The 25,119-nt window shown below is 63.1% G+C and carries 26 protein-coding genes; 16 read left to right on the forward strand and 10 right to left on the reverse strand.

Going from position 1 to position 25,119, the window contains the following annotated elements; translation table 11 throughout:
- Positions 1–208 precede the first annotated feature (208 nt).
- The 3 genes from BTM36_RS10950 to BTM36_RS10960 are packed head-to-tail and all read right to left on the reverse strand — an operon-like array spanning position 209 to position 1,943.
- Positions 209–1,039, reverse strand: coding sequence for an MBL fold metallo-hydrolase (locus tag BTM36_RS10950; protein WP_077236302.1), 831 nt, complete (start codon positions 1,037–1,039; stop codon positions 209–211).
- A 27-nt stretch (positions 1,040–1,066) separates the two neighbouring features.
- Complete coding sequence (locus BTM36_RS10955) at positions 1,067–1,393, reverse strand: hypothetical protein (protein WP_077236303.1); 327 nt, start codon at positions 1,391–1,393, stop codon at positions 1,067–1,069.
- Positions 1,394–1,397: 4 nt separating this feature from the next.
- A complete protein-coding gene (locus BTM36_RS10960; RefSeq protein WP_077236304.1) occupies positions 1,398–1,943 on the reverse strand; it encodes a sugar ABC transporter in 546 nt (181 codons plus the stop codon).
- Positions 1,944–2,103: 160 nt separating this feature from the next.
- On the opposite strand from BTM36_RS10960, the gene BTM36_RS10965 reads away from it, so the two are divergent.
- The gene (locus BTM36_RS10965) at positions 2,104–3,003 is read left to right on the forward strand and encodes a LysR substrate-binding domain-containing protein (RefSeq protein ID WP_077236305.1); all 900 of its coding nucleotides are present in this window, start codon (positions 2,104–2,106) and stop codon (positions 3,001–3,003) included.
- Positions 3,004–3,101: 98 nt separating this feature from the next.
- On the opposite strand, the gene BTM36_RS10970 is transcribed toward BTM36_RS10965, so the two are convergent.
- A complete protein-coding gene (locus BTM36_RS10970) occupies positions 3,102–4,223 on the reverse strand; it encodes an acyltransferase (protein WP_077236306.1) in 1,122 nt (373 codons plus the stop codon).
- 103 nt (positions 4,224–4,326) lie between these two features.
- Between BTM36_RS10970 and BTM36_RS10975 the strand changes: the two genes are divergently transcribed.
- From BTM36_RS10975 to BTM36_RS11000, 6 genes are all read left to right on the forward strand, one after another.
- Positions 4,327–4,710, forward strand: coding sequence for a BlaI/MecI/CopY family transcriptional regulator (locus BTM36_RS10975; protein ID WP_006462761.1), 384 nt, complete (start codon positions 4,327–4,329; stop codon positions 4,708–4,710).
- Between the two features lie 17 nt (positions 4,711–4,727).
- The gene (locus BTM36_RS10980; RefSeq protein ID WP_139347128.1) at positions 4,728–6,545 is read left to right on the forward strand and encodes a M56 family metallopeptidase; all 1,818 of its coding nucleotides are present in this window, start codon (positions 4,728–4,730) and stop codon (positions 6,543–6,545) included.
- A gap of 100 nt (positions 6,546–6,645) precedes the next feature.
- The gene (bla, locus tag BTM36_RS10985) at positions 6,646–7,524 is read left to right on the forward strand and encodes a class A beta-lactamase (RefSeq protein ID WP_077236308.1); all 879 of its coding nucleotides are present in this window, start codon (positions 6,646–6,648) and stop codon (positions 7,522–7,524) included.
- Between the two features lie 217 nt (positions 7,525–7,741).
- Positions 7,742–8,266, forward strand: a complete 525-nt coding sequence (locus tag BTM36_RS10990) for an AAA family ATPase (protein ID WP_077236309.1) — start codon at positions 7,742–7,744, stop codon at positions 8,264–8,266.
- A gap of 6 nt (positions 8,267–8,272) precedes the next feature.
- The gene (locus BTM36_RS10995) at positions 8,273–8,722 is read left to right on the forward strand and encodes an acetyltransferase (RefSeq protein WP_077236310.1); all 450 of its coding nucleotides are present in this window, start codon (positions 8,273–8,275) and stop codon (positions 8,720–8,722) included.
- Positions 8,723–9,109: 387 nt separating this feature from the next.
- On the forward strand, positions 9,110–9,379 hold the full coding sequence (locus BTM36_RS11000; protein ID WP_077236311.1) for a hypothetical protein: 270 nt from the start codon (positions 9,110–9,112) through the stop codon (positions 9,377–9,379).
- Positions 9,380–9,455: 76 nt separating this feature from the next.
- Here the strand turns inward: BTM36_RS11000 and BTM36_RS11005 are convergent, their stop codons facing one another.
- From BTM36_RS11005 to BTM36_RS11015, 3 genes are all read right to left on the reverse strand, one after another.
- Complete coding sequence (locus tag BTM36_RS11005) at positions 9,456–11,138, reverse strand: Na+/H+ antiporter (protein WP_006462754.1); 1,683 nt, start codon at positions 11,136–11,138, stop codon at positions 9,456–9,458.
- Positions 11,139–11,405: 267 nt separating this feature from the next.
- Positions 11,406–12,680 (reverse strand): oxalate/formate MFS antiporter, encoded by a 1,275-nt coding sequence (oxlT, locus tag BTM36_RS11010; protein WP_006462753.1) that lies wholly within the window; start codon positions 12,678–12,680, stop codon positions 11,406–11,408.
- Positions 12,681–12,895: 215 nt separating this feature from the next.
- Complete coding sequence (locus BTM36_RS11015) at positions 12,896–13,681, reverse strand: GntR family transcriptional regulator (protein WP_139347129.1); 786 nt, start codon at positions 13,679–13,681, stop codon at positions 12,896–12,898.
- 155 nt (positions 13,682–13,836) lie between these two features.
- Between BTM36_RS11015 and BTM36_RS11020 the strand changes: the two genes are divergently transcribed.
- The gene (locus BTM36_RS11020) at positions 13,837–14,790 is read left to right on the forward strand and encodes an aldo/keto reductase (protein WP_077236313.1); all 954 of its coding nucleotides are present in this window, start codon (positions 13,837–13,839) and stop codon (positions 14,788–14,790) included.
- Positions 14,791–14,877: 87 nt separating this feature from the next.
- Here the strand turns inward: BTM36_RS11020 and BTM36_RS11025 are convergent, their stop codons facing one another.
- The 3 genes from BTM36_RS11025 to BTM36_RS11035 form a co-directional block, all read right to left on the reverse strand.
- Positions 14,878–16,122: an MFS transporter gene (locus tag BTM36_RS11025; RefSeq protein WP_006462750.1), complete on the reverse strand. Its 1,245-nt coding sequence runs from the start codon at positions 16,120–16,122 to the stop codon at positions 14,878–14,880.
- 21 nt (positions 16,123–16,143) lie between these two features.
- Complete coding sequence (locus tag BTM36_RS11030; RefSeq protein ID WP_077236314.1) at positions 16,144–16,965, reverse strand: putative hydro-lyase; 822 nt, start codon at positions 16,963–16,965, stop codon at positions 16,144–16,146.
- Between the two features lie 235 nt (positions 16,966–17,200).
- Positions 17,201–18,118 (reverse strand): LysR family transcriptional regulator, encoded by a 918-nt coding sequence (locus BTM36_RS11035; protein ID WP_077236315.1) that lies wholly within the window; start codon positions 18,116–18,118, stop codon positions 17,201–17,203.
- Positions 18,119–18,235: 117 nt separating this feature from the next.
- On the opposite strand from BTM36_RS11035, the gene BTM36_RS11040 reads away from it, so the two are divergent.
- From BTM36_RS11040 to ntrB, 8 genes are all read left to right on the forward strand, one after another.
- The gene (locus tag BTM36_RS11040; RefSeq protein ID WP_077236316.1) at positions 18,236–18,580 is read left to right on the forward strand and encodes a toxin; all 345 of its coding nucleotides are present in this window, start codon (positions 18,236–18,238) and stop codon (positions 18,578–18,580) included.
- On the forward strand, positions 18,577–18,897 hold the full coding sequence (locus BTM36_RS11045; protein ID WP_077236317.1) for a DNA-binding transcriptional regulator: 321 nt from the start codon (positions 18,577–18,579) through the stop codon (positions 18,895–18,897). The genes BTM36_RS11040 and BTM36_RS11045 overlap by 4 nt, the downstream gene beginning before the upstream one ends.
- 200 nt (positions 18,898–19,097) lie before the next feature.
- A complete protein-coding gene (locus tag BTM36_RS11050) occupies positions 19,098–19,817 on the forward strand; it encodes a FadR/GntR family transcriptional regulator (protein ID WP_006462747.1) in 720 nt (239 codons plus the stop codon).
- A 208-nt stretch (positions 19,818–20,025) separates the two neighbouring features.
- Positions 20,026–20,787 (forward strand): SDR family NAD(P)-dependent oxidoreductase, encoded by a 762-nt coding sequence (locus tag BTM36_RS11055; protein WP_077236318.1) that lies wholly within the window; start codon positions 20,026–20,028, stop codon positions 20,785–20,787.
- Positions 20,788–20,864: 77 nt separating this feature from the next.
- On the forward strand, positions 20,865–22,067 hold the full coding sequence (locus BTM36_RS11060; RefSeq protein WP_077236319.1) for a PAS domain-containing sensor histidine kinase: 1,203 nt from the start codon (positions 20,865–20,867) through the stop codon (positions 22,065–22,067).
- Positions 22,064–22,726, forward strand: coding sequence for a response regulator transcription factor (locus BTM36_RS11065; RefSeq protein ID WP_077236320.1), 663 nt, complete (start codon positions 22,064–22,066; stop codon positions 22,724–22,726). Before BTM36_RS11060 ends, BTM36_RS11065 begins: the two co-directional genes overlap by 4 nt.
- A 140-nt stretch (positions 22,727–22,866) precedes the next feature.
- Positions 22,867–24,264, forward strand: a complete 1,398-nt coding sequence (locus BTM36_RS11070) for a CmpA/NrtA family ABC transporter substrate-binding protein (RefSeq protein WP_006462743.1) — start codon at positions 22,867–22,869, stop codon at positions 24,262–24,264.
- Positions 24,261–25,112 (forward strand): nitrate ABC transporter permease, encoded by an 852-nt coding sequence (gene ntrB, locus BTM36_RS11075; protein ID WP_039874908.1) that lies wholly within the window; start codon positions 24,261–24,263, stop codon positions 25,110–25,112. Before BTM36_RS11070 ends, ntrB begins: the two co-directional genes overlap by 4 nt.
- Positions 25,113–25,119 lie beyond the last annotated feature (7 nt).

Genomic DNA, 25,119 nt, shown 5'->3' on the forward strand with positions numbered 1-25,119 from the left:
GGTGATGTGGTGTTGTGCGTGGGTGTAGTACGAGTTTTGTGGTGTGGGGAGGGGTGGGCGGGGGGGGAGCGGGTGACTGAGTTGGGACGGCTGTGGGGGGGAGGGTGTGGCTGGGGGTGGAATGGTGAGAGGGGATGAGAGTGGATAGGGTGACAGCGGAGGGAGCGGAGGGGGGGGGGGGGGGGGGGGGGGGGTAACATCAGGGCTATCAACGCTTGCCTACAACCCGATAACTCTTTCCCGTGCGAACAATCTGGACGAAGCCTTCCTCACCGAGGTGCATACCCGCGATAAGTAGTTGGTCCGCACTCACCATATCCAGCAAATGAACCCGGGTTGCCGTCGCCAGATGCGGATCGAGGTCGAATGCAATGGAGACGTCGGGGCGAGCGATCTGCAGGTGCGGGAAATGCACGATATCGCCCCAGATCAACAGGCCCTGCCCATTTGAGTTGATGTGATAGCCGCAATGTCCGGCGGTATGTCCGGGCAGCGGCTGGGCGCTAATGCCGGGAAGGACCTCGCCGCCGGCGAAGGTGCGCAGCCTGTCCCGATACTTGCCGAATACCCGGCGCGCGAAGATGAAATTTCCGCGCGCCCGCTCGCTGGCGCGGCAGAAATTGGCGTCGTTCTCCCAGAAGTCCAGTTCCTGCCCCTGCACTACCAACTCCGCATCGGGAAAGGCGCGGTCTCCTGCGCTATCGAGCAGGCCACCAATGTGGTCGGGATGAGCATGGGTCAGAAGGACGGTATCGATGTCGGAAGGCAGCACTCCGGCCTGCTTGAGATTGTCCTGTAATCGGCCGCCCCATTGCTTGAAGCCACCGGCGCCGGCATCGACCAACACGGTTTGCGTCGGGCTACGGATCAGATAGCAATTGATATGGATGGCAGAGGGGTCGCTCATTCCTGCCGCATGCTGGAGCCTGGTCGCCTCTGCAGGATCGATATTGGACAGCAGCTCCAGAGGTGCGCTGAGAAAACCATCACTGATGGCGGTGACGGAGAAATCACCGATTTGCTGACTGGGGAAATGCATTTTCGTCTCGTTTGCTGTGGGTAGGAATCAATGCCTTGCGCTGATGGACTGCGCGGCATAGGCAAAGCAGCGGATGCGCGGCAGCAGTCCGGTATGGTCCTGGATGGCCTCGTCCAGCTGCTGCATGAAATCTTCCATGATGGCCGGCGTCCTGTTTGCCGACATCCGATAACGGACGTCGGCGAATGCAGGATGGCCTGTCCCATGACCGACCGCGACGTAGATGACGTGGATGTTCTCGGGCCGCGCCTCCAGAATCTTCGTGCAGAGCTGTATGCAGCGCGCGGTGAGCCGATCCAGGGATTGCGCGGCGGGCATCTGGTCCTGGCGGATGTAGAAAGTGAGATTGGGCATCGTGCTAGTTCGCGCTGACAATGGCCGGCTCGCTACCGCTGCGCAGTTGCGCAGTCATCGGAGCATAGAGATGCAGCCCTTCGGGCAGGGCAATACCGTCGATATCGACGGGATCGGAAAGGACTGCCATCCATCTCCATTCCGGGAATTTCTCCAGGGCGACGGCATGCAGGATCGATGGCGACAGCCCCATTGCCACCAAGGGATCGGGGCCACGCGCACTGAGCAGCAGGTACTCCCCGCTACGCACCGCAGGGGCCGTAGCCGATGTTTCATAGAGATTGCGATGCCAGTCGGTGATGTGTTGCTGCCATCGCGCGAAATTGCCACCGCCTTTTCGCCGGTATTCGTCAGAGAGAAGCACGTCGTGATGGTCAATGGTATGCAGCGCGAGATAGACCGGGCAGCCTTCCCTCAAAGCCTTGAATCGCTGCGAAGTGTGAAAGCCGCGCACGGAGATAAGGGCGGGCAACTTTTCCAGGCTGTAGAAATCGTTCCATTCTGCTTCGCTGGTGGGGTCGGCGAAGCTGCATTCGACGGTATAGATCATAATGATGATGGGCCACGGCCACCCTTGTGGCGGCCTGCTTGGTTGAGGAGTTGTCATGATAGGCAGCCAATCCCGGTCAATAAATCGATACTTAGGCAAGCTTCACTGACATAAGGTAAAGCTCACGTCATCAACCCGCTTATGGAATACGAGGAATACGATGCGGCGCAGGATTCCCAGCAACAGCTCACTGATGGCATTCGAGGCTGCGGCGCGTCACGGCAGCTTTGCACGTGCCGCCGAAGAACTGGCCTTGACCGAAGGCGCCATCAGCCGGCAGATTGGCCGCCTGGAGGGATTTCTGGGAGTGACCCTGTTCGAGCGGATCGGCAACCGCGTGCGCTTGCTGCCGCATGGCCAACGCTATGCCAGCCATGTCCGGGAAACGCTGGAGCGCCTGGACCGAGACAGCCAGCATCTGATGTCCCAGCCGCCTGACGGAGCCAGCCTGGATATCGCGGTCAGCCCTACGTTTGCGATGCGCTGGCTGATCCCCCGCCTGCCGCGCTTTGCTGCCCTGCATCCCCACATCACGGTGCATCTCTCCGAACGCATGGAGCCGTTCCTGCTGCCTGGCAGTGGCCTGGATGCGGCGATCCATTTCTTGCATCCGGCCTGGGCCGGAATGCACACCTATCGTCTGCTCGATGAGGTGCTGGTGCCGGTATGTCATCCTGCATTACTGGAAGGAGCGACAGGGACCCCTGCCTTGGACACTCTGCCTCGCCTGCATCGACGTCAGAATCACGATGCCTGGAACCGCTATGCCGCGCAGACCGGGATTAGCCTGAGCCATTCTGCGCAAGGGCCCCGCTATGACTTGCATGGAATGCTGATTGAGGCAGCATTGGCCGGGCTGGGCGTCGCGCTGGTGCCGCGTCTGTATGTGGAAGTCGAGCTGGCGCAAGGTCGCCTGGTCGCACCGTGGCCGCAGGACAGCAGCATTTCCAAGACATTTTGCCTTGTGCTCCCTGAGCCGTTGCAACTTGGCAGTGAGCCCCTCAAGGCGTTCGCGCAGTGGATTCTTGAAGAAGCGAGACCGTTGGCCGGACTTGAATGAGCGAATGGCCGACTTTCGTATGACCACGTGGCACCCTCCGGAAGGCAATGAAAGAGGGTCAGGTGGAGCGGCTCATCCTGCGAGCGAACCATGAATGGCTATGTCCCCCGGATGATACGGTTCATCGGTGCGGAAAACGCGCGTGAGATGACCTGGGCCAGCGCAGCCGACATCATGAAGTAAGCGGGCAGGAGCACCATCTTTCCTCCTCCTGAAATGGTTTGCGGCGGGAATCCTGCGCGCATCAGGCCGAGTACGATCAGATGAAAAAGATAGAGCTCATAGCTCAAGCGCCCGCATGCAGCCAGCCCACGGCACGCGACTGTCGTGCCGCGTGCGGGCCTGTATTGCGCGGCGACCAGCATAAGAGCCGTCCCTGCAGCCATGACCGTGCAACCCAGCACCTTGCTCTGCGCGATCGGCCAAGCCAGATATAACACCGCCATGGATAGTCCGACCGCGACCCGCACGACAGGGTGATTCAGCCATGCGAACCCGCCGCGCCTGGAAAAGATCGCAGCACAACAGCCGATCGCGATACTGTCGAAGCAGGCCCAATAGCCATACAGGAATTGCCCCTCGTCGCCGGGGTGCGCAAAACGATAGACCGGCCCGACCACGATGATCACCGCCATGAAGACCAGAAGCCGGCGCTCGCTTTTCAACACCAGACAGGCCAGCGGGAACACCAGATAGAACACCTCTTCTACGGAAAGCGACCACAGCACGCCGAGCGCATAGTTCACCCATCCATGCCGCGCAATCAGCACGTTCATGTGGAAAGCCACCCCGGCCAGGTTGACGCGCCACATCGACACGCTGCCTCCATCGACGACGCGGTTCTGAAAGATGGTCAGCCCCGCCATAGCCAGCAGATCCACCAGGCATAGCAGGAGCAGCAGGCAAGGCAGGATGCGCGCGATGCGCAGACGGTAGAAGCCGGCCAGGTCGATCTGGCCGATCTCCCGCCGGCGCTGAAAGACTTTGGACGTGATCAGGAAGCCCGAGATGGCGAAGAAGATGGTGACGCCGTAGTTGCCGTTGCGCGCCAAGGCGCGTAATGCCGGCCATCCGAACACGTCCGCCAGCCATGTCTCTTCAAGCCGATAGGCAATATTGAAATGGTGAAACAGTACTAGCAGGATCGCGATGCCTCTGAGTACATCGATCCGGGGATTATGCGTCGTCAGCATGCGGTCGTGACAATCGGTGGAGGGCATCGAGGGTATGTTGGCCTTTCAGATGTATAGACATTTTAGTCTAGACACTTTGGTCTAGAAAATATATTCTACTTCGCAACGATCATGCCTTTAGGAATCCGATATGGAACCAGCCCACAAGAAATCCAGGCCCACCGCGGCCGAATTGAACCTGTTGCGCGTGCTGTGGCAGCTGGGCGATGCCACCGTCAAGCAAGTGCATGAGGCCATGCTGCCGGAGCGGCCCGATCTCTCCTATGCCACCGTGTTGCGGCAGATGCAGGTCATGCACGGCAAAGGCTTGCTGACGCGCGATGAAAGCGAGCGCTCTCACGTCTATGCACCGGCTCAGCGGCAGAAGTCGCTGCAGGCGACCCTGCTGAAGGATCTGATCCAGAAGGCATTCTCGGGATCGGGCAAGGCGCTGGTGATGGCGGCATTGCGCCATCACGTGACGCAAGAAGAGAAAGACGAGATCAGGAGACTACTGCACGGAGATGAGCGGTGATCGCGGAATCATCTACCGTGGTCACGGCAATCGGCTGGGCGCTTCTGAATTTCCTCTGGAAAGGGGCACTGATCGGTGCCGTCGCCGTCGTGCTGCTGCGCCTGCTCCCCACTGCGGCTTGCAGGCAACGTTATCTGATGCTGTGTCTGGCGCAACTGTCGTGCCTGGCGTCGGTGTTGCTGGAGGCAGGCCTGTCTATTGCAATGACCACAGCATCGACGGGCGCCGGCCACGGTCTGGCCGGGATGATCGGAAGCCAGCCCTTTTCCATCTTCCTCACCTCCGCAATGCCATGGCTGGTTGCCTGCTGGTCGGTCGGCGTGATCGCAATGGGAGCGCGGCTGGCATCCGGGCTGTACTGGAGCAGGAATATCGCAGTACAGACCGGCGCAGCGCCCACGCGTTGGCAGGCCTGCGCCAGCTCCCTGGCGATATGTTGCGGCATCCGCCGACCGGTCTTGCTACGTGTGGCGCATGGCAACCATGGACCGCTGACGACGGGATGGTGGCGGCCAGTCATCATCGTCCCGGGGGCGATTTTTCTGAGCATGCCACCGCAGATGCTGGAAGCCTTGCTGGCTCATGAGATCGCCCACATCAAGCGCCTGGACTACCTCATCAATCTGTTGCAGAACGCGATCGAGGCATTGCTCTTCTTCCATCCAGTGGTGTGGTGGCTCTCCCGGCAAATCCGTATGGAGCGCGAGTTGATCGCCGACGATCTGGCCGGTACGCTGACCGGCGAGCCGCGGCAATTGGCGCTCGCGCTGGAGCGACTGAGTCAATGCCAGACGCGGGACAATACGGTAGCCGTGTCGCTGCAAGCGGCGAGCGGGGAATTGCTGGAGCGCGTGAAGCGGCTGGCGCGGCCGTCAACACGGATCCCGCCCACGGTCATGATATCCACGGTGCCGGCGGTGATGCTGGCCCTGACGATGGCTGCCGCGCTCGCGGCTGGTCTGCAGTTTGTGCCGGCTACGCCATCATCGATGGCAGCGACGCGCGCCGCGTCGGAGCATCGGCAAGCCGGCACCTTGCCGGATGCCGTTCAGGAGGGGGAAGCCTCTATGCTGGGACGGCTGTTGGAGTCGAATCATGTGGCGGTTCTGGATAGCCATTCCGGTCGCGTGCTGCTGCGAAAGGACGCCGATGCGGTGGTGCCGATCGCCTCGCTGACCAAGCTGGTCACGGCGATGGTCGTACTCGATGCAAAGCCTGATCTGGATCGACTGGTTCGCATCGAACAGCAGCACGTCAGTGCCTTGCGGCAGGTCAGTTCCAGTCTGCCGCAAGGGGCCCGCGTCAGCCTGCGCACGCTCATGCAACTGGCACTGGCTTCTTCGGATAACCGTGCTGCCTATGCGCTCGCTCAAAGCTATCCGGGTGGTCTGCCTGCGTTCAGGCGAGCGGCCAGTGCCAAGATCACGGAACTCGGCCTGGCGCACACCACATTGGATGATCCGACCGGGCTCTCGCCACGCAACACCTCGACTGCGCTGGAGCTGGCTGCCATCGCCGGCGCGGCCGCAGGCTATCCGGACATCGCACGTTATACGACAGCCCCGGCGGGCGCGATCACGATCGCCGGGCAGCGCGTCACCTATCGCAACACCAACCAGCTGGTCGGGCAAAAGGGATGGGACATCGCCTTGTCCAAGACTGGCTTCACGGCAGCGGCGGGCCGCTGCCTCATCATGCGGCTGAAGTCGCCACAGCAGGATGTCACGCTGGTCTTGCTCGACGGCGCCAGGCCTGACGCCATGGAACGTGACGCCCGCAGTATTCGCCGCTTGCTCCCCGCGATTCCGCAGCAGCAACCGCAGCAGAACGGCTGACACTTTTCCCGATCGCGGATCTCGTTCTGGTAGCGCCGATGCCTGCCGGGGCGAGTTGTGCCCTTTTCCCAGCTCCTTGCACTGACGAGAAAATTTCCCCATGACCATTTCCTTCAAACGCCGGCAACTCAGCATCGGTCTTCCCCTGGCATTCGGCCTCGGCGGTATCGCCTTTGACCTGCGCGCCGCTACCTCCCCGCTAGCCGAACTGGAACACCGCTATGGCGGGCGCCTGGGCGTGTTCGCGGTCGATACCGGTTCGGGCAAGACACTGGCACATCGGGCCGATGAACGTTTCCTGATGTGCAGCACGTTCAAGGGCATGCTCGCTGCGCAGGTGCTAGCCCGCGTCGATCAAGGCAAGGAGAGCTTGCAACGATCAATACCCTATACCAGGAAGGATCTGATCTTCACCTCGCCGACCACCCTGACCAACGTCGGGCGCGGCAGCATGACGGTAGGCGAGCTGTGTCAGGCGACCGTCGAACTGAGTGATAACACTGCCGCCATCCTGCTGATGCGCAATGCTGGCGGCCCGGAGGGCTTGACTGCTTTCTTGCGAAGCCTGGGCGACACCGTGACGCGTTCCGACCGTTATGAGCCGATGTCCAATCAGTACAGTGGTGCGCGGGACACGACCACGCCGCGGGCCATCGTCGGCAATGCACGCGCCATCCTGACGGGCGATGTCTTGAGTCCGGATGCGCGCCAGCAACTGGAAGACTGGATGATCGCTTGCCGCCCGGGACGCAATCGCCTGCGTGCGGCCCTGCCGGCGGATTGGCAGGCAGGCGACCGCCCCGGCACCAGCGTGGAGCGGCAGACCAATGACTACGCGATCGTGCGTCCACCGCAGCGTAATCCGCTATTTGTCGCTGCTTACTATGATGCGCCGACGTTGGATATGCCGCGCCGCGAAGCCGCCCTCAGAGAGGTGGGAGAAATATTTGTGGCGTGGGCCCAGACATCGTCCAGATAGATGGGTCTCCTTTGCATAGCGCTTCGCCCCCGAGTTATCCTGAATTCTTTCTGCACTATCCGAAGCATTGCCAAACACCAGTGGGACTTCGTGAATTCGACGAGTTTCCAGAAAACTCAACCCGCGAGTTAGTGGCCGGTGCGAGCTCCGAAGCGGGCAGTTCCAGACATCCAATTGTCCGCATACAATGCGTATCCCCTTAATGAACACTCACGCAATGAATCAAGTGCATCTCGTTGAAGGCCCTGTCGGGGCTGGCAAATCCACCTTCAGCACCGTCTTGGCGGAAAATGTCGGGGGTGTACATATTGCGCTCGACGAGTGGTTCGCCAGGCTCTTTAGTCCTGATCGCCCCGAAAGTGATTTCGTCCCTTGGTATGTCCAGCGCAAAGAGCGCTTGTTGGACCTGATCTGGATTCATAGTCAAAAAATACTGGATTCAGGGCGAGATGTGGTGCTGGAACTCGGCTTGATCCAACAGTTACCTCGAATGGCGTTTTGCCGGCGCATCGTGGACCAGGGATTTTCACTTCGTATCCATGTGCTTGATGCCCCTCTGGAACTTCGTCGCGAACGTGTCCGACGGAGGAATCAGGAGCAAGGTCCCACATTCTCAATGCTCGTGCCGGATCATATATTCGAGATCGCGAGCGCACTTTGGGAGCCGCCGGATGAATATGAGTGTGAAGAATTCGATATCGATTTCGTCAGCACTAGCCCGATAGCGCCGACTCTTGCCTGAAGACATATGATGAATATTAGAAAATCACATCGCGACGATGGTGATCGAGTGCTGGACATCTGGCGCAATGCCGTACTGGCCACGCATGATTTTTTGAGTCCGACTGACTATGCGGAAATTGCCAATGAGGTCCGGGAATTTCTTCCAGCTGCTCCATTGCTATTAGCCGTCGACGAGAACGACAGACCGTTGGGCTTCATGTTGTTGAATGACGCGCACATGGAGGCGTTGTTTATCGATCCTGCCCATCATGGCAAAGGCATTGGTCGTGGCCTGGTCGAATACGCATTGGGCTTATCGCCTTTTCTGACGACGGATGTCAACGAACAGAACGAGCAAGCATCCGCTTTTTACTTGCACTTGGGCTTCATCAAGACAGGGCGATCAGAACTGGACGGTCAAGGACGGCCTTACCCGCTGCTTCATCTGGAATGCCGACGCCAGCGGTCAATCTAGTGTTGACCCGGTTTGCGAGCAATACCGACACTGGGGGCATTGCAATTCGTAACTGTCACTTTCGGCCAGTGGGGAGGAAGCGCGACGCTTGCTGCGGCCTGCACAACAGGCGGGAGCCATCCGCCGAGCGCTACGGTAAGGTTCCATCTGGCTTGTCTGTACGGCAATCACTTGCCACCCTGACATCGATGTACGCCGGGCCAGGGCGGTTTATTTGCCAGATTCATCACAGTTTCCGCACGGCATCCCGGTAATTCTGCGCGACTCAGGATTTTCCCTGTGGCAGAGCGCAACAATGGGCGTAACATAGCGAATTCGTACCGGCAGCGGTACGCCCGATCCGGTCCAGTATCCGTCTTCAGTCTTCGCAGTCACAGGGAGCCCAACATGCCCATCGACATTTCCTCCGCCGTCAACGCCGTCGTCTCCGACCCCAACGGCAATACACCCACCACGGGCAAAGCCAACGACCCGGTCGCCGTGCGTCGCGCCGAAGAGGCCGCAGCCGCCGCCAAGGCCGAAATGCGCCGCCAGGAAGAAATCCAGGCCGACCAGACCCGTGCCGAGACCGCCAACGAAGAACGCAATCGCCGCGAACAGGCTTCGCGCAACTCCACCGGCGAAATCATCGGCACCACCATCAATTCGGTGGCCTGAGCCGCTTCAGTCCGTAGGGCAACGACAAAGCCCGCCCTGCCAATGGCAGCGCGGGCTTTGTCGTTGCCGCTCCTCCTCAGTGATGCTGGCCGGGGCCGTTCAGTGAGCCCAGCAGCCAGGTCTCGGCCATGTCGATCTGGTTGATCAGCATCAGGAAGGTTTCATCGTTGATGCGCTGTTCGGCGCGCAGGTAGTGCACCTCCAGGCGCTCGGCGCGGATCGCCTCCAGCCGCAGTTCGCGCTCGAACTGCTTGAAGCGGTTGGCGGCGCGCTGGGTGTCTTCCGAATCGCTCTCCGCATTCATCCGCATCCGGTAGGTGGCCAGCAGGCTGCCGCTGACTTCGGTCAGCAGCGCCAGGTCGTTTTCGTCCAGGGTCACGCCGATGCGTTCTTGGGCGGTCTCGATACTGCGCACGGCCGCCTCCGACAGGCGCAGACGCGCCATCATCTCCTCGGCCCGGCGACGCTTGACCTCGGCATCGAGCTGCAGGTCCTTGAGCATCCACGGCAGCAGGAAGCTGCCAAACAGCAGCGAGCAGACGATCACCCCGGTGGCCAGGAAGATCAGCAGGTCGCGCGCCGGGAAGGGCGTATGTTCCTTCAGCAGCAGCGGGATCGACATCACACCGGCCAGGGTAATGGCGCCGCGTACGCCTGACAGCGCGGTGATGCTGATCAGGCGCAGGTCGAACTTGCGGTTGCGTCCGCTCTGGCCGCGCAGTGCCGACGCGAAGCGGCGCATGCGCAGGTTGATCCACACCCACACGAAACGCAGCACGATCAGCGCCAGCGTGATGGCCAGGATATAGACGAACAGGTGCCAGACCGGGACGTTGCCGGCCATCTGCGCATCCACGTGAGCCAGGCTGACGATGCCCGGCAACTGCAGGCCCAGCAGCAGGAAGGACATGCCGTTGAAGACGAATTCCAGCATCGTCATGATGCTGCGCCCCTGCAGCCGGGTGGCGGCCGATTCGCCGCCGGCCGTTTCCAGGTAGGGCATGAGCATGCCGGCAGCGACCGCCGCCAGGATGCCGGACAGGCCAAAGTGTTCCGCGAAGATATAGGCGGTGAAGGGGATCAGCAGCAGCAACACCACCTGGATGCCCGGTTCGTCACCGGCCCATTCGATGATCTTGCGCCGGATCAGGCCAAAGCCCCAGGCCACGATCAGGCCCACCGCGATACCGCCGGCGGCGATCAGCACGAAGGAAATGCTGGCGTCCAGCAGCGAGAAGCTGCCGGTGATGACCGCGGCGATGGCGAACTTGAAGGCCACCAGGCCGGAGGCGTCGTTCATCAGCGCTTCGCCCTCCAGCACATGCTGCATCGACGCCGGCAGGCGCCCCTTGCCGATGATGGACGAGACCGCCACCGCATCGGTGGGCGAGAGCACGGCCGCCAGGGCGAAGGCCGAGGGCAGCGAGATGACCGGGATCATCCAGTGGATGAAGTAGCCCACCCCGACCACGGTGAACATCACCAGACCCAGTGCCAGGGCCAGGATGGGGCGCGCCAGCCGGAAGAATTCGCGCTTGGGCATGCGCCAGCCATCGGTAAAGAGCAGTGGCGGGATGAACAGCAGCAGGAACAGTTCCGGATCGAAACTGATGCGCAGGCCGAACATGGGCAGGGCCAGCACGGCGCCCAGGGCGATCTGGAACAGTGGCAGGGGCAGCTTGAATGGTGCCAGCCTTGCCACCACGCCGGAGACGGCGACGGCCAGCAGCAGGATCAGGACGGTAAAGACGATTTCCATGAGGCAGCGGTAGTGTGTTCTTGTGATGAGGCGCGGGAGGGTCAGACCCGCGTGACCGCACTGAGTTGCAGGGGAGTTACAAAGGCTTGCAAGCCGGTTGCAGATGACTTGCCAGGCGATGCAGGAGAACGGGAAGTATACGGCAGGAGGGGGCAATCCGTCGCCCGGGCGGGAAGCGGGCCTGTGTCCTCAAAAGAAAATGCCGCCCGGCGTGGCACCGGGCGGCATCATGGTTCGGAGGAATTCAGCGGAAGAACGTTAGCGATCTCAGCCTGCGACCTTGGCCAGATAGCGCGCGCGCCAGGGTTTCAGGACCATCAGCGCCAGGCAGGCGGTCAGGATGTCCAGCGTGATGGCGGTGCCGAAGACCGGATGCCAGCTGCCGGTCTTCTCGTGCATCATCGCCGCCAGCGGGCCGCCGAAGATGGAGCCGATGCCCTGCGAGATGTACAGCCAGCCATAGTTGGCGGTGGCGTTGCGGGTGCCGAAGGTGTCGGTGAGGGTGGAGGGGAAGAGCGAAAAGATCTCGCCCCAGCCGAAGAACACCACGCCCGACAGCAGCACGAACAGCACCGCGTTCTCGCGCGTGGCCAGCCACAGTGCCATGGCCACGCCTTCCAGCGCGAAGGCGAAGAACATGGTGTTCTCGCGACCGTAGCGGTCCGAGATCCAGCCGAAGAAGGGGCGGGTCAGGCCATTGGTGAGGCGGTCGATGGTCAGCGCCAGCGGCAGCGCGGCCAGGCCGAACACCATCACGTTGGCCACGCCGAAGTCGCGGGCGAAGGTGGCCATCTGCGAGGTCACCATCAGGCCCGAGGTCGACATCATGGTCATCATCGCGAACATCAGCCAGAACAGCGGGGTACGCAGCATCTGGCGCGGCGCCAGGTCATGCGTGCTGGCGGCAATGGCTGGGGCCGGCATGGCGGCGGCGTGGCTGGCATCCGGCGAGCGCAGGGCCTGCGAAGCGATCACGCCGATCACGGCAAACACCAGGCCGAATTGCCAGAGCGTGGTTTCCAGTCCGGCGCTGGCCAGCGAGGCCGAGATCGGGAAGGTGGTCAGGATCGCGCCCATGCCATAGCCGGCCGCCACCATGCCCACGGCGAAGCCGCGCCGGTCCGGGAACCAGCGCACCATCTGGCCGACCACGCCGACATAGACGATGCCGGTACCCAGCCCGCCCACTAGTCCATAGGCCAGGTAGAACATGCCGATGCTGGAGACCTGCGCCGCCAGGACCCAGGACAGGCCGGACATGAAGGTGCCGATGGCGATCAGGCGACGCGCGCCGAAGCGCTCGATCAGGCTGCCCTGGAAGGGCGAGAAGAAGGTCTGCAGCACGATCAGCATGGAAAAGGTGATCTGCAGTTCCGACAGCGGCACACCCAGCTTGGCGGTCAGGGGTTTGGTGAACAGGGTCCAGACGTATTGCGGGCTGGAGATGGCCATCATGCAGATCAGGCCGATCAGCAACTGGAACCAGCGGTTGCGCAGCAAGCCCTGGGTGCTCGCCGGGGCGGTTTGGGTGAGGGTGGTCATGCGTTTCTCCTGTACAGAAAGCCGGATGGGAGGCCAGGGACTGCCGGATGAGGCAGCGGGCCGCGTGCCTGAATTTATGTATGCATAAATCCTGGGCTCACAAAAGCAGCTTTCATGCCATTTGCCTGGCGGCAAGCGCGCATGGGGAAAAAACCGTCCGCTACAGGTTCACACAGAGGGGGTACAGGGCAACCGGGGAGGGGGAGCGGGCGTGCTCAGCCGAAGCGCTTGCGTCGCGCCGGTGCTCCGCCGGCGACCAGATTGCCTTGCGGCGGTGCGGCCTGCACCGACTCGGCGCGCACCTGTTCCAGGCGGGTGATGGTGAGGCGCTCGACCACGGTGTGGCTGTCCTCGATGTGACGGGCGATCAGGGCGCCGGCCAGTTCGGCGTCGGCGCCGGCGATGGCGTCCAGGATGGCGCAGTGCTCGGCGTAGGTGTCGTCGATGCAGTCGCCATAGGCGAAGTCGAGCCGGCGCATGATGCGCAGCTGGTCGGTCAGCTGGCGATAGACACTGTCGGCCTCGCCATTGCCGGCTGCCTGCACCAGCGCCGCATGGAAGCCTTCATCCATGGCCGCTACGGCCAGGCCGTCCGGCAGGCGGTCGGTGGCGGCGCACTGCCAGATGGCGCCCTGTGTCGCGACCAGTTGCTGGCGACGTTCGGGCGCGACGCGCGGGGAGCACAGCTTGCGCACCGCGTGCAGTTCCAGCATCTCACGCAATTCATAGAGGGAGGCGAAACGCGCCAGGTCGATCGGCACCACTTCCCAGCCGTTGCGGAAATGGCCGCGCACCAGTCCCTCGCTCTGCAGTCGCATCAGCGCTTCGCGCACGGGGGTACGCGAGACCTGCAGGCGTTCGGCCACGTCATTCTCGGCGAAGCGGTCGCCGGGCAGCAGGCGGAAGGCGTAGATGTCGTCGCGCAGGCTGGCGTACACGGTATCGGTCAGCTTGCCGGTGCGGTGCTGGGCCAGTTCGGTGGAGGCGATGCGGGGCTTCATGAGGGTGGCGGGCGGGCAGGTGCGCTGCATGGAATGACGTGGCGGCTATCTTAACGCGCTGTCGGCTTTGCTTGGAAGATGCCCGCCAGCAGAGTTTGCGGGCCGCGCCTACAATGGTCGCCACTGTTTCCGACCATCATGACAAGGAGATTCCGATGCAACAACGCAAGCTGGGTCAATCCGATATCACCGTGGCACCGCTGGCCTTCGGCGGCAATGTGTTCGGCTGGAGCATCGACGAGAAGACCTCTTTCTCCATTCTCGACAAGTTCGTCGAGGCCGGCCTGAACCTGATCGATACCGCCGACGTCTATTCGCGCTGGGCGCCCGGCAACCAGGGCGGCGAATCCGAGACCATCCTCGGCAAGTGGCTGGCCCAGGGTGGCCGGCGCGACAAGGTGGTGATCGCCACCAAGGTCGGCAAGGACATGGGCGAGGGCCGCGTGGGCCTGAAGAAGGATTACATCCTGCGCGCCGTGGAAGATTCGCTGCGTCGCCTGCAGACCGACCATATCGACCTCTACCAGTCGCACGACGATGATCGGAGCACGCCGCTGGAAGAAACGCTGGCCGCCTACGACACCCTGGTCAAGGCCGGCAAGGTGCGCCTCATCGGGGCCTCCAACTACGAGGTGGACCGGCTGGCGCAGGCGCGCGACATCGGTCGCCAGCTGGGTCTGCCGTTGTACCAGACCCTGCAGCCCGAATACAGCCTGGTCGCCCGCGAAGGGTTCGAACGTACGCTGGAGCCGTATTGCCTGGAGCAGGGCGTGGGCGTGATCGGCTTCTATTCGCTGGCCAGCGGCTTCCTCAGCGGCAAGTACCGGAGCGAGGCCGACCTCGGCAAAAGCGCCGCCCGTGGCGGCAAGGTGAAGTCCTATCTCAACCCGCGTGGCTTCCAGATTCTGGCTGCGCTGGATGCGGTCGCCGCCCGTCACGCCAGCACTCCGGCCGCCGTCGCGCTGGCCTGGCTGATTGCGCGCCCCAGCGTGACCGCGCCGATTGCCAGCGCCACCTCGCTGGCGCAGCTCGACGAACTGGTGGCCGCCACGCGCTTGCAGTTGAGCCGCGAAGACATCGCCGCGCTCGACCAGGCCAGCGCCTATTGAGCGACCCCGACCCGTCTCATACGAGGGCGCAATGCAAACAGGCCGGCGTTTTGGCGCCGGCCTGTGCTTGCTGCCCTGCGGGAACGGTCAGGCAGTGGTGACCGCCGCTTCCAGCTCCTTGCCCTGCGTCTCCGGCAGGATCAGGCAGGCCACGATCACCAGTCCGTAACAGCCGGCGGCGATCCAGCCGATGGTCTGTCCCAGCGGCATGCTGTTGCTGAGATAACCCACCAGCGCCGGACAGATCGCACCGATGGCGCGGCCGAAGTTGTAGCAGAAGCCCTGGCCCGAACCCCGCACATCACTGGGGAACAGTTCGGACAGGTAGGCGCCCATGCCCGAGAAGATCCCCGACAGGAAGAACCCCAGCACGAAGCCCAGCGCCAGCATCCAGGCGTCGGTGATGATCATCTGCGTATAGCTCAGCACCAGCAGGATGCCCATGGCCGCGAACAGCATGAAGCAGCGACGACGACCGATGGTGTCGGATAGCCAGGCCGAGGTGAGATAGCCACAGAAGGAGCCGCCGATCAGCACCAGCAGATAGGTACTGGTACCCAGCACCGAGAGATGGCGCTCGGTCTTGAGGAAGGTTGGCAGCCAGGTGGTCACCGAGTAGTAGGCACCCTGCATGCCGGTGGCCAGCAGGCTCGCCAGGATGGTGGTGCGCAGCAGGTCGCGATGGAAGATGCGCAGGAAGTTGCCGCGCTGGCCGCTTTCCCGCATCTTCGCCTGGGCCGCCACGAACACCGCCGGCTCGCTGATGGCGCGGCGGATGTAGAGGGTCAGCAGGGCCGGCAGTACGCCGATCCAGAACAGCACCTTCCACGCCTTTTCCGGCGGCAGCACCGCGTACATGCCCCAGAAGGCCAGCGCCGACGCCGCCCAGCCCACCGCCCAGCTGCTCTGCACCAGCCCCGAAGCCTTGCCGCGATGGCGCGCAGAGATGGTCTCGGCGATCAGCACCGAACCGACCGCCCACTCGCCTCCCATGCCGAAGCCCTGCATGGCGCGGGTGAAGAACAGCTGGCCGAAGGAATCGGTGAAGCCGGAGAGGAAGGTGAAGAAGGCGAACCACAGCACTGTCCATTGCAGCACCCGCACGCGGCCGTAGCGGTCAGCCAGGATGCCGGCGGCCCAGCCCCCCACGGCCGAGGTCAGCAGGGCGCCGGTGGCGATGTAGCCGGCCTCGGCGCGGCTCATGCTCCAGGCCGCCAGCAGCGTGGGGATGAGGAAGGTGTAGATCATGTAATCGAAGCCGTCCACCGCATAGCCGGTGAAGGTCGCCGTCAGGGTGCGTCGTTCCGCGCTGCTGGTTTCTTTGAGCCACATGGTTCTCTCCGGGGCGGGGTGTCAGAGTTCGCTGTTGAGCTTGTCGGTGACCAGCATGTAGCCGGGCGCGTGGGTGATGCAGAAGGCCGGGCGGGCCGCTACGATGGCCGCCTGCGGCGTGACGCCGCAGGCCCAGAACACTGGCAGTTCATCGTCGTGGACCGCCACTGCATCGCCGTAGTCTGGCTGGTTGATATCGCTAATGCCGATCAGGGCGGGGTCGCCGATGTGGATCGGTGCGCCATGCACCTGCGGTGTGCGGGCGGTGATCTGCACGGCGCGGATGGCGTCGGCGGCCTTGAGCGGACGCATGGAGACCACCGTGGGGCCGGAGAAGACACCCACCGGCCTGGTCGGGATGTTGGTGCGATACATGGCCACGTTGCGGCCTTCGCTGACATGGCGCAGCGGGATGCCCTCGGCCAGCAGCGCGTGTTCGAAGGAGAACGAACAGCCCAGCGCGAAGGTCACCAGGTCGTCGCGCCAGTAGGCACGCAGGTCGGTGACCTCGCCCACGCGTTCGCCATTGCGCCAGATGTGATAGCGCGGCACGTCGGTACGGATGTCCAGGTCCTGGCCCAGTCCCGGGATGGCCGGCGAGCCTGGCTCGGAGACGCCCAGCAGCGGACAGGGCACCGGATTGAGTTCGCAGAAACGGCGGAAGTCATCGGCCAGCGCGGCCGGCAGGATGGCCAGGTTGACCTGCACATGGGCGCTGGCCACGCCACTGGTGTGGCCGGTGAAGTCGCCATGGCGGGCGGCCAGTCGCACTTCCAGTGCGGTCGAATCGGCGGTGAGGGAAATGCTGCGGGGGGCGTGCGGCATGGTGGGCGTTTCAGGCATGGCGGTCTCCTGCGTCGTGCTGGCGCTTGATGGTGGGATGGGAATGCCACCGATGGTAGGAGGGGCATCCAGCACGCGTCCAACAAAAAATTTATATCTTTTGTTATCGATTTTTTCGATGACGTCAGCGTTTTTGTTGATTGACTACTTGTTGTTCCCGTCAGCTGATAGATGTTTCCTGTCTGACGCGAAACGCGTTGCCTGATGGCGATGGCCGGGGGGGATGGTGTCGGATTCAGTCTTCGTCCGCCGTGGAAGCGCCGCGCCTTTTGCCCTGGGCGCGCCGGGCGTGTTCCAGGGCCGAATCCAGCACCAGTTCGGCCACGCTGGAGCCCGGCTCCTCGCGATAGCTGGCGTGGATCTGCAGCGGGGGCAGCGTTTCTTCGCAGCGCAGGATGCGCAGCGGCAGGCGGCGGGTCAGTTCACGCATGGCCAGCTTGGGCAGGGTCGCCACGCCGAAGCCGCCTTCTACCAGTTGCACCATGGCCGAGATCGAGGAGATGGCGTGCACGCGTGGCATCGGCAGCCCGGACTCCTGCAGCAGCTGCAGCAGCCCCTGGTGCGGCTGCGAGCCGCGCTGGAAGGTGATGAGGTCGTCGGCCGCCAGCTCTTCCAGCCGATAGCGACGCGTGCCATGGGTATCACGATGGCCGACGAAGACCATCTCCATGGACGCCATGATGCGCGAGCGCACCGCCGTATCGCTGCCCACGATGGAGGTGAAGACCAGGTCCTGGGCGCCGCGCCCGATCTGTTCCATCAGCACCGGCGAGGTTTCCACGGTCAGTTCCAGCGCGAAATCAGGATAGCGGCTGCGGATTTCCTTGAGCCAGCCGGGCAGCCAGCTATGCACCACCGATTCGATGCTGCCGATGCGCAGCGCCATCGGCCCGCCCGGACTGCCGCCCAGTTCCTGGCGGATCTGGCTTTGCAGCGACAGCAGCTTCACCGCCAGCAACTGGAAGCGCTGGCCCGAGGCGGTGAGACGGAACTGCTTGGCCCGGCGGTCCAGCAAGACCACGCCCAGTTCTTCTTCCAGCGAGGCGATGCGACTGGACATGGTCGATTGCGTGATATGCAGCTTTTCGGCGGCGCGGGTGATGCTCTTGAGCGAGGCGGCCCAGTGGAAGGCCTCTACGAAGCGCAGGTTCATGGATAGACGAGGGAAGCGATAGGCGCGCCTAGCCTAACAGATGCGATGCAGATGGAGGGCATCGGTCATCCCCATGGTACGATAGAAAACCATACGTGAATTACGTATGGTTTGCGGATGAAAGCCGTATTCAAAGAAACACGACTGTTTGAAAATTGCCGGAGTCAATATCTCTCCGACGACGCCTATGCCGAACTTCAAAAGTTGATGATGAGTAATCCACAAGCGGGAAAGCTGATTGCAGACAGCGGTGGACTGAGGAAGCTACGCTTCCCCGATGCTCGCCGTTGCAAGGGAAAGCGGGGTGGTTTGCGGATCATCTACTATTTCTGGAACGGAGAAAGTCAGTTCTGGCTGTTGACGATCTACGGCAAGGACGAAATGGACGACCTCACAGCCGAACAGCGCAAGCTGCTTAAGCGTGTGCTCGACGCTGAACTGATGGCAAGGAAAAGATCATGAAGAAAAGAAATCTGTTCGACGAACTGATGGCCGGCGTGGAAGACATGGCCAATGAACGTACGGGAAAGCTCACCTTGCGCACCACCCGCTGCCAACTACCTGCCGAGCCGGTCTCGATCACAGCTGAAGAAATCCAGCGGGTCCGACAAAAGGCCCGCGTGTCACAGGCGGTGATGGCGCGTAGCCTGCGAGTCAATGCCCGAACCTATCAGAACTGGGAGCAGGGCGTATCTCGACCGAATGCCCAAGCGGCGGTCTTGCTGAAACTGGTAGACCAGGATCCGGGCCTGTTTGCCCGCATCAGTTCGTTGACCTGATGCGCCGTCGGGCCTAGACGTCCCATCCCGCGCTCTTTTCTTGCGCGCCGCACCAATGTTCCCGCCGCTTGACACATCCCGCCCCGATACCTATCCTCCACAGCCATTGGTCTTACCTTTGCGACGCATGCGTCCCAGGCCAGCAAGACGTTGCCGATGCGGCAACGAATCATCCCTACAGGTCTTCACCCCCCGACAGCATGTCCTTTGATCCCATCGTCCAGAAATCGATTTCCGAGCAGGTCGCGCAGCGCTTGCTGACCATGATCCGCAGCGGTCTGTTGAAGCCCGACCAGCAACTGCCGCCCGAGCGCGAGCTGGCGGCCATGCTGGGCGTGGGCCGGCCGGCCGTGCGCGAGGCCATCCGCGGGCTGGCACTGCTGGGCTTGCTGCGCATCCGCCAGGGCGAGGGGACCTTCGTCAGTTCGCTGGAAACCCGCGAACTGCTGGAGCCGCTGGAGATGATCATCGACCTCAATCCCGGCACCCTGGAAGCGCTGTTCGACGCCCGCCTCATCATCGAGACCGGGGTGGCGGCGCTGGCGGCCACGCACATGGAGCAGGCCGAGCTGGACCGGCTGGTACGCAACGTCGAGGACGAGGCGCGCCTGCTGTCGGACCCCGCCGCTTTCTCGGCGGCCGACGTGGAATTCCACGAAGCCATCATCGAGGGCTGCAACAACCCCTTCCTGCAGAGCGTGGCCGGTAGCCTCTACATGCTGGGCAAGAAGAGCCGTTCCATCACCTCGCGCATTCCGGCCACGCTGGAGCGCAGCCTGCAGGACCATCGCGACATCCTCGATGCGCTCAAGGCCCGCGATCCGCAGAAGGCCTCCGAAGCCATGCGCAATCACCTCATGAATGTGCGCGACGCCTACCGCAGCGCCGGTCGCAACCGCGACGAATCGGTACACGACTGATCAGGCAGCAAGCGTCGCCGTTGCCGCCGGACCGGGTCCCGCCGGACCGGGTCCTGCGGCATTCCACAACGGCGACGTGGCAGGACAGCCGCAGTGTGACCTGCTGCGGCGCCCGGAATACAAGAAGCGATACCGGCAGGGCGCGCAGGGCCGCCCCATGCACAAGCCGGAGCATGAATGATCAACCGTTTATGAACAGGAGAACAGCATGCTGGATCTGGCAGGAAAAGTCGTCTTCATCAGTGGTGCAAGCACCGGCATCGGCGCCGCCGCCGCGCGTGCCTTCGCCGCCCGTGGTTCCCATGTGGTGGTGCACTACAACAGCTCGGCCAAGGAAGCCGAAGCGGTCGCCGCCGAGGTGCGCGCCGCTGGCAGCAAGGCCATCACCATCGGCGCCGACGTGCGCGACAGCGCCGCCATCAATGCCGCCGTGGCCAAGGCGGTGGAGCAGATGGGGCGCATCGACGTACTCATCAACAACGCCGGCAGCCTGGTCCAGCGCATGCCGCTGGAGCAGGTCACGGATGCCTTGTTCGACGACATCATCAATATCAATTCCCGCTCGGTGGTGGCCTTCACGCGGGCGGTGATTCCGGTCATGCGCGGCCAGGGCGGCGGCAACATCATCAACGTGACCTCGGTGGCGGCGCGGCATGGCGGCGGCCCGGGTGCGCTGATCTATGCGGCCTCCAAGGGCTTCGTGAGTACCATCACGCGTGGCATGGCCAAGGAATTGCTGGCCGACAAGATCCGCGTCAACGCCGTGGCGCCGGGCGTGATCATGACCCCGTTCCAGGAACGCTTCACCACCCCGGAACAGCTGGAGGGGTTCCGCAAGACCATCCCCATGGGCCGCATCGGCGACCCGGACGAGTGCAGCGGTGCCTTCCTCTACCTGGCCTCGGACCAGATGTCGGGCTATGTGACCGGCCAGATCATCGACGTCAACGGCGGGCAGTACATGCCGTAACGGGGCCGGCCGGTGCCGTTGTCGGGCCAGGCCCGGGCGGCGGGCACTGGCATGCCTCTTGCGGGCAGGTGGGGATCATGCACAACGATCCCCACCTGCCCGTTTTTGCTTCCGATGCCCTGGCCGCACCCGGCGGCCTGCTGCGCGACAAGCTGGCGCTGCTGCTGGACTCCACCGGCGAAGGCATCTACGGTATCGACCTGGATGGCCTGTGTACCTTCATCAATCGCGCCGGCGCCGACATGCTGGGCTATGCCCCGGCCCAGGTACTGGGGCGCAACATGCACGATCTGGTGCACCACAGCCATGAGCACGGCGGTCATTACCCCGAGGCCGACTGTCCCATCCTGAAGGCCTTCCGCAAGGGCGAGTCCTGCCGGGTCGATCAGGAAGTGTTCTGGCGTGCCGACGGCAGCTTCTTCCCCACCGAATATTCTTCCTACCAGATCATCGACGGCGGCCAGGTACGCGGTGCGGTGATCACCTTCAGCGATATCTCCAAGCGCCGCCAGGCCGAGGAACAACTGCAGCGCGCCAAGGCCGAGCTGGAAGTGCGGGTGGCCGAGCGCACCCGCGAACTGTCGGCCGCGCTGCGCCAGGTGCGGCAGTTGTCGGCGCATGCGCACTCGGTGCGCGAGGATGAGCGCACCCGTATCGCCCGCGAGATCCACGATGAACTGGGCAGCCTGCTGGTGGCCTTGAAACTGGATGTGAACTGGATGGCCAAGCGCGTCACCGACCTGGAACCGGTGGCCCGCAAGTGTGATGCCATGAGCCGCCTGATCGAGACGGCGGTGGACAATGTGGGGCGCATCATCACCGACCTGCGGCCCAGCATCCTGGATCACCAGGGCCTGATCGCCGCCCTCGAATGGCAGGTGCAGGAGTTCTCGGAAGCCACCGAACTGCCCTGCGAGGTCGAGTTCGATATCGCGCCCGAAGCCTTTCCCCCGGATGGTGCCAAGGCCACGGCGGCGTTTCGCATCTTCCAGGAAATGTTGTCCAACGTGGCCCGTCATGCCAATGCCACGCGGGTACGCATCGCCGTGCACCTGAGCCCGTCGGAGCTGCGCATGGAAGTGGAAGACGATGGCGTGGGCGCACCCCGTGCGGCGCTGGAGGCGGCCACCTCCTACGGCGTGATGGGCATGCGCGAGCGGGCCTTGCACTTTGGCGGCGCATTGAGCATTGCTGGTGCGCGCCTTGCACCAGAGAGCGGCAGGCCGGGGACCCTGGTCTGCCTGCGCCTGCCCAGTCACGGCGGCCGGGAGGCAGCATGAGTGCCGGCGCCGAGACTATCCGCATTCTCTTATGCGACGATCATCGCATCGTGCGCGAGGGTCTCAAGCAGATCCTGGCCGATACCCCCGATATCGAGGTCGCCGCCGAATGTGCCAGCGGGCCGGAGGTCTTGCACGGGGCCCGGGTGGAGGCCATCGACCTGGTGCTGCTGGACATCGCCATCCCCCAGCAGGACGGGTTGGACGTGCTGCGCCAGATCAAGCAGGAGATGCCGCGCCTGCCGGTGCTGATGCTGTCCACCTATCCCGAAAAGCAATATGCGGCGCGCTGCTACAAGCTGGGCGCGGCCGGCTATCTCAACAAGAGCGCCGATCCCGAACAACTGGTGGATGCCATCCGCAAGGCTGCCGGCGGTGGCCTCTACGTGAGCGCGCAGATGGCCGAGACACTGGCCTCCGGCCTGGCCCAGCACGCTGGTGCTGCGCCGCGGGCCGCGCACGAGAGCCTGTCGCACCGTGAATACCAGGTGTTCCAGCTGATCGCCGCCGGCCGCAGCGTGCGGGAGATCGCCGAGCAGCTGGAACTGAGCCCCAATACGGTGAGCACCTATCGCAGCCGCATCCTGGAAAAGACTGGCGCCGCCAATGACGTCGGCATCGCCATGTATGCAGTACGTCATCAGTTGCTGCCGGTCTGACGCGGGTTTGGCCCCGGCTTGTAGTGCCAGCACTACAGGATGTCGTGACAGCATGACGTAGCCCATGAGGCTGGCAAGTCCCTTGCAATGGTGGATGGTGAAGCAAAGAAATCACCGCACACTCACCAAACGGGGGAATCATGCCGAACGCAGCAGACACCAATCTGTTCCACACCTATGACGCCGAGCGCGCCGGCCAGGGCTGTTCCTGTGGCCGCCACGGCAGCCAGCAGCAACACGATGTCGAGGTCGAAGCACTGCGCCAGCAACGCGGTCAGGATGTGGAAGCCCTCACCAACGACGTGGTGGAAGAAGCCGTGATGCGTTCGCTCTTCCCGCGGGTGGCCGAGCGCCGTGACTTCCTGCGGGCGGTGGGCCGCAATGCAGCGCGGGCGGCCATTGCCAGCGTGTTGCCGCTGGGTTCGCTGCAGGCCATGGCACAGGAAAAGAATGGTGCCCTGGAAAAGAAGGACCTCAAGATCGGCTTCATCGCCATCACCTGCGCGGCGCCGCTGATCATGGCCGACCCGCTGGGCTTCTACCGCAAGCAGGGCCTGAACGTGTCGCTCAACAAGACGGCTGGCTGGGCGTTGATCCGCGACAAGATGATCAACAAGGAACACGACGCCTCGCACTTCCTCTCGCCCATGCCCATGGCCATGTCCATGGGGGTGGGCAGCAATGCCACCCAGATGCGCGTGGCGACCATCCAGAACATCAACGGCCAGGCCATCACGCTGCACAACAAGCACAAGGACAAGCGCGATCCCCGGCAGTGGAAGGGCTTCAAGTTCGCGGTGCCGTTCGAGTATTCGATGCACAACTTCCTGTTGCGCTACTACCTGGCCGAACATGGCCTGGACCCGGACCGCGATGTACAGATCCGCGTCACGCCGCCGCCGGAGATGGTGGCCAACCTGCGGGCCGGCAACATCGACGGCTTCCTCGGCCCCGATCCCTTCAACCAGCGCGCGGTGTATGACGAGATCGGTTTCATCCACATCCTTTCGCGCGACATCTGGGACGGCCACCCCTGCTGTGCCTTTGGTACGTCGGAAGAATTCATCAAGCAGAACCCCAACACCTTCGCCGCGCTGTTCCGCGCCGTGCTGACCGCCGCCGCGATGGCGCGCGACCCGTCCAACCGCTCGCTGGTGGCCAAGGTGATCTCGCCGGCAGCCTACCTCAACCAGCCCGAGACGGTGGTGGAGCAGGTGCTGACCGGGCGCTTTGCCGATGGTCTGGGTAATGTGAAGAATGTGCCGGGCCGTGCCGACTTCGACCCGGTCCCCTGGGATTCGATGGGGGTGTGGATTCTCACGCAGATGAAGCGTTGGGGTTACATCAAGGGTGATATCGACTACAAGGCCATCACCGAGAAGGTGCTGCTGCTGACCGAGGCCAAGAAACACATGAAGGAACTGGGCCAGCCGGTGCCGGAAGGTGCCTATCGCAAGTATTCCATCATGGGCAAGGAGTTCGACGCCAACAAGGCCGAGGCCTACGTCAACAGCTTCGCCATCAAGAGGAGCGCATGATGCCGGCCAGGCATCTCGGCTGGCGCGCCGCGCTGATCTCGCTGTTGCTGCTGGCGGCGTTGCTGATGGTGTGGCATTTCGCGACGCTGCCGCAGGAGGGCGCGGCCAGTGCCGCCCAGGATGAATACGCCAAGCTGATGGGCAAGAGCAGTGGCGCGGCCAAGCGCGACGGCTTTCCCGGCCTGGCGCAGATGGGCGAGACCATCCGCAAGGAATTGGCCAATCCCTTCTACGACAACGGTCCCAACGACAAGGGCATCGGCATCCAGCTGGCCTATTCGCTGGGACGGGTCGGACTGGGGTTTGCGATTGCGGCGGTGGTGGCGATTCCGCTGGGTTTCCTGCTGGGCATGTCGCCGCTGATGCAGCGCGCCCTGAATCCCTTCATCCAGATCCTCAAGCCCATCTCGCCGCTGGCCTGGATGCCGCTGGCGCTGTACACGATCAAGGATTCGTCGATCTCGGGCGTGTTCGTGATCTTCATCTGCTCGGTCTGGCCGATGCTGATGAACACCGCCTTCGGCGTGGCCTCGGTGCGGCGCGACTGGCTCAACGTGGCCAAGACGCTGGAAGTGTCCTCGTTGCGGCGCGCCTTCCTGGTGATCCTGCCGGCGGCGGCACCCACCATCCTGACCGGCATGCGCATTTCCATGGGGATCGCCTGGCTGGTGATCGTGGCGGCCGAGATGCTGGTGGGCGGCACCGGCATCGGCTACTTCGTCTGGAACGAATGGAACAACCTGTCGCTGACCAGCGTGATCTTCGCCATCCTGGTCATCGGCGTGACCGGCATGGTGCTGGACCTGATCTTCGCCCGGCTGCAAAGACTGGTGACCTATGTCGAGTAAATCGCGT

The organism is Herbaspirillum sp. VT-16-41 (assembly GCF_001994935.1).
GTDB lineage: Bacteria > Pseudomonadota > Gammaproteobacteria > Burkholderiales > Burkholderiaceae_D > Herbaspirillum > Herbaspirillum frisingense.